Origin of the sequence: Caballeronia sp. (genome assembly GCF_049581465.1) — a bacterium.
Lineage (GTDB): Bacteria > Pseudomonadota > Gammaproteobacteria > Burkholderiales > Burkholderiaceae > Caballeronia.
The window spans coordinates 1-1,569 of sequence record NZ_JBAUSA010000231.1; the positions used below are offsets into that span (position 1 = coordinate 1).

Genomic DNA, 1,569 nt, shown 5'->3' on the forward strand with positions numbered 1-1,569 from the left:
AACGCCGCGTGCAACGGGACTGCCCAGCGTCGATTATTTTTCATTCGATTTAAGGATAGGTTTAAGACTCTTTATTTCGATAATCGTGCGCCCCGGCCGTCTGGGTCTCCAAGCTGCCTCGAAGCCCCTGCTGCAAAGCCTGCTTCAAAGGCTGCTCCAAAGCTTTACCACGCGTACGTTGCACTGTTCAAACTATCTTGTCGAAACGGGGTTTTATCGTATCCAATGACGATAGGCAAGGAGTCAGTGACGCAGATTAACCGCCATTCGCTCGATCACGCTCAATCAGCTTGTCAGCCGAACCGCGTAACATCATTTATTTAGATTTTTTTTGCCACTCATTTTTAACACCCTTTCACTACCCAGCGAGCCGCCGATGTATCTCCCCGCCTATTTTGAAGAGAATCGCCCCGAGTCCCTGCAGCGGCTGATGGCGGATCATCCGCTCGGCACGCTCGTCACGCAGGGTCCGAACGGCCTGGACGCGAATCACGTGCCGTTCATATTCGATGCGGGCCAGGGCGCGCATGGAATTTTGCGGGCGCACGTATCGCGCGCGAATCCCGTCTGGCAGGAAGTGGCCGACGGCGCAGAGGTCCTGGTGATTTTCCAGGGGCCGACGGGGTATATCTCGCCGAACTTCTACCCGAGCAAGCACGAAGCGCACAAACAGGTGCCCACGTATAACTATCTGGTGGTTCATGCGCACGGCCGGATCGCGATTCGCGACGACGAAGCGTTCGTGCGCGGGTTCGTCGCGCGCCTGACGCGGAAAATGGAAGCGGGCGAAACGGTGCCCTGGAAAATGGGCGACGCACCGGCCGACTATATCGAGACGATGCTGCAGGCCATCGTGGGCATCGAAATCGAGGTTACGCGGCTGGTCGGCAAGGCCAAGCTGAGCCAGAACAAGGCAGCGGCTGACCGGCTCGGCGCGGTCGAGGGTGTGCGGCAGCGCCACACGGAAGCCGCAACCGCGCTCGCCGACGCCATGTTCAACGCACCACCGCCGATTGAAAACACGCCTTGACCTTCCAACGATGGGAACGTCGATACTGTTCGAATAGGCCCGAAACATCGACGGGCTCGCATTCGAACAGGCCCCTTTAATCATGTCATCGACTCCGCTGGAACCCCATGAAACGCCGGCCGCCGATTTTTCCATCGGCGGGATGACGTGCGCGTCGTGCGTGCGACGGGTGGAGAAGGCGCTCGGCAAGGTGCCGGGCGTGCAGGCGGTGTCGGTGAATCTGGCGACGGAAAAAGCCACCGTCCACGCGGACGCCTCCGTCTCGCGCGACCAGCTTGTCGCGGCGGTGACCAAGGCCGGTTACGAAGCCACGTTTATCGAACCGGAAGCGGCGCCTGTTATCCAGCCTGCGAACAACGGCGAAATCGCGGCTGTGGTCGCTTCCGCGCTGCTGACCCTGCCACTCGTGCTGCCCATGCTCGGCGTGCCTGTCGCACCGGGCGCGTGGGGGTCGCTGGCGCTCGCCGGCGTGGTGCAATTCGTCTTCGGCGCGCGTTTTTATGTCGGCGGCTTCAAGGCGGTGCGCGCGGGCGAAGGCA

3 protein-coding genes are annotated in these 1,569 nt (G+C 60.7%); all 3 read left to right on the forward strand.

The window, feature by feature from the left end:
- The coding region (locus WCA53_RS05755; protein ID WP_423906765.1) for a hypothetical protein at nucleotides 1-229 on the forward strand (229 nt) is incomplete at its 5' end.
- A 147-nt stretch (nucleotides 230-376) separates the two neighbouring features.
- Entirely contained in the window at nucleotides 377-1,030 is a 654-nt protein-coding gene (locus WCA53_RS05760) for an FMN-binding negative transcriptional regulator (RefSeq protein ID WP_423906767.1), read from the forward strand.
- An 82-nt stretch (nucleotides 1,031-1,112) separates the two neighbouring features.
- The coding region (locus WCA53_RS05765; protein ID WP_423906769.1) for a cation transporter at nucleotides 1,113-1,569 on the forward strand (457 nt) is incomplete at its 3' end.

What these genes read in the sequence shown, in the direction of transcription:
- WCA53_RS05760 (WP_423906767.1), top strand. Translation starts at nt 377, where the DNA reads ATGTATCTCCCCGCCTATTTTGAAGAGAATCGCCCCGAGTCCCTGCAG.